Below are 3,149 nucleotides of genomic sequence, written 5' to 3' on the forward strand. Positions count from 1 at the left end.
ATATTACCATGGATCCTTGCCTGGTAATCAGGAATTCTACCATGAGGATCGAATAAAAGTATTTTGAAAGGAAATCGCGGGTAATATTCATGAAAAAAGCGACGATGAAAGATGTGGCGAGGATGGCGGGCGTGACGCAACCAACCGTATCGCATGTGCTCAACCGGACGGCGCCCATCTCGGACGAGGTCGCCTGTCGCGTAAGGCAAGCGGTAAAAGAATTGGGTTACAGGCCCAACGCCAATGCCCGCAGCCTGAAAACCAAAAAAACGAATATGGTAGGCTTGCTGATTCCCAATATTAGTAACGGATATTACGCCGATATTGTACAAACGGTTGAGGAGGAACTGCGCGAAGAGGGACTTTTGCTGTTCCTGTGCAATACGTTTCATGAAGGCGTACTGGAAAAAAAGTATACGGATACTTTGATTGAACAAAACGTGAGGGGAATTATCATTGGATATGGCCTCGCGGATGAAAGCTGTTATGCGTCCGTGATTGACAACGAGATCCCAACCGTTACGCTGGACAGTAAGATTGTCTCCAGCAAAAAAGAGATCCCCAGCGTTGAAATCAATAACGAGACAGGCGCGCGGGCGGCGGCGGATCATCTGTTTCATATAGGCGCGAAAAATATGTGCTTTATCAGCGAGCCGCTTTTTAACAGGGCGCTGAAAAAGCGGTACATTGGATTCAAGGAAAGACTCGACGAGCTGGGAGTTCCGTTTAACCAAGAGTTTTGTTTTCTGGAAACCATGGAATACGACAAAATCGAAATGGGATATAACTTGGGTGCGCATGTGCTGATGAATAAGCAAATAGACGCTATTTTCGCCAGTACGGATCAGCTGGCCTACGGAGTAATCCGCAGGCTGAAAGAAGGCCATGTCAGGATTCCGGAGGACATCGCGGTTATAGGGTATGATGACAACTCGCTGAGCAAACTGATATCACCGGAATTGACAACAATAGCACAGCCGAAGACAGAGATGGCGGTACGCGGCACGCAGATGCTGATCAAGATGATCGATGCGGAGAATATGGAACAGGAGAACCTGCATATTGTCCTGGAACCAAACCTGATCATACGTGAATCGACCATGGGGTTAGCCTAAAACCAGTTTATTACAGGAATAAATCCAAGCGATAATTAAATGATACGTTCATTCAACTGCAATTGTAATTAATTTTAATTTATACGAATAAATAAATATACATATTTTTATACGACAGAAGGGGTAAGAAAATGAATAATATCAGAAAAACAATCCAAGCAGAATTGACAGCCAGAAACGGGGTGATGAACTTAGTCCCCAGTTGGGTCGCCAGGACGTTGCTGTTTCCAGGGAGGAGACTTAAATTACATCCGAAAGATCTCTATGCATACGGAGCGGAATGCGGCGCGTTGTCGGAACGTTGGATTGCCTCTGTTTCCAGGGCGGATAACGGGGCCTTGACAGTGGAAAATGAAGGGCTGAGCTATATCAACATCGGATATGGGACGCAAAGGCTGCTTCTAAAGGAAGCGATGGAAGAGGCGGGGGACCTGTTGATTGGCGAACAGACGATGAAAGAGCATGGCGGGCTTACAGCGTTTGCGAAATTCTATGATTTTTCCGCCCCTATCCCGCACCACGTCCATTTGATGGAACAGGACGCCAGGCAAATCGGGGTAGCGCCCAAACCGGAAGCATATTACTTTGCTCCGCAATTGAATTCCATCACCTATCACCATGACTATACGTTTTTCGGACTGCTCCCTGGCGTCACAAAAAAGGATGTGGTCAAAGCGCTGGAAAGTTGGGGGAAATACGGGGATAACGGGATTCTGGAACTGAGCGTGGCCTATAAGCTGAAACTGGGAACAGGCTGGAACGTTCCGGCGGGAATCCTGCATGCGCCGGGGTCGCTTGTGACGTATGAACCGCAGAGAGTGAGCGACACTTCCATGTTTATGCAATCAATGGTACACGGAAAATATATGGAACGTGAACTGCTGACAAAATTTATTCCGCGAAAATATGAATGGAATTTTGAATATATGGCGGAAAAATTGGATTGGGAGGCAAACCAGGATCTGCATTTCAAGGAGAATCATTATTGCGAGCCGATTCCGGTCGAGGATATGGAGGTGATGCGAGCAAAAGGGTATGAAGAAAAGTGGGTTTGTTATGGTTCGGACGAGTTTTGCGCGAAAGAATTGACGGTATTTCCAGGAGCGGAAGTTACGATTACGGACAGCGCGGCCTATGGGCTGATTATGCTGGAAGGAAACGGAAAATTGAATGGCAACAGGATTGAAACGCCGGCAATGATACGGTTTGGGGAGCTTACAAATGATGAGATGTTCGTCACTGCGGCCGCCGCGCGCGGGGGCGTTGTCATCAAAAACGAAAGCGACGTCAATCCGCTTGTCATGTGCAAAAATTTCAGCGTGGATAATGTAGAATCCAAGCAATTTGTAAAGTAGGACGCGCCCGCAAGCACGGCAAAGAGCACTGCGGCGGCCATGCGCCATACCAAAAGGCGGCGCAAAACGAAAGGAGAGAAAAGAATGAAACTAGGTATTTTTTCATTGCCATACAATGATATGTCTCTGACGGAGTTTCTGGATTTCGCGAAAAGTTTGGGATACGAAGCGGTGGAACTCACCGCAAACAGGGACAGCAAACATATCGACATCGACGAAGTTGTAAAAAACGGAGGAACGGAGCTGTTAAAGGAGCTGAAAGCAAGGGACCTTACGCTTTCCGCTCTCACAAATCATTTTGAGGGGATGCTGGTACTGGGGCCCCATGATTCCAGTACGGACGCATGGGCGCCCAGCCCGGATGCGGAAACGAAGATTAAATACGGAACGGAACGTATGATCAAAACGGCGCAGGCAGCCGCGGAGCTGGGAATCGATACGGTATGCGGATTTGTCGGTTCTTCCGTCTGGGATTGCTGGTATTCGTTCCCGCCTAAACGCCCCGCAAATTATGAGGAGGGCTGGGAATTGTTCGCGGAGCGCTGGAATCCGATATTTGATAAGTTCAGGGAATATGGCGTGAAATTTGCGCTGGAGGTCATGGCGACACAAATTGCTTATAACATTGAAACATGCCAGAAAGCGATTGACGTTCTGGATGGCAGAAAAGAATTCGGCT

At 47.8% G+C, this 3,149-nt stretch carries 3 protein-coding genes; all 3 read left to right on the forward strand.

Annotated features, from left to right (window positions below; all coding sequences use genetic code 11):
- Positions 1–89: 89 nt before the first annotated feature.
- Positions 90–1,115, forward strand: coding sequence for a LacI family DNA-binding transcriptional regulator (locus VB081_RS04790; RefSeq protein WP_323399708.1), 1,026 nt, complete (start codon positions 90–92; stop codon positions 1,113–1,115).
- A 290-nt stretch (positions 1,116–1,405) separates the two neighbouring features.
- Positions 1,406–2,470, forward strand: a complete 1,065-nt coding sequence (locus VB081_RS04795) for a hypothetical protein (protein ID WP_323399709.1) — start codon at positions 1,406–1,408, stop codon at positions 2,468–2,470.
- 84 nt (positions 2,471–2,554) lie between these two features.
- Positions 2,555–3,149, forward strand: a 595-nt coding sequence (locus VB081_RS04800) for a sugar phosphate isomerase/epimerase family protein (RefSeq protein ID WP_323399710.1), incomplete at its 3' end; no start/stop codon positions are given.

Origin of the sequence: Christensenella sp., from assembly GCF_034927525.1 — a bacterium.
Lineage (GTDB): Bacteria > Bacillota > Clostridia > Christensenellales > Christensenellaceae > Christensenella.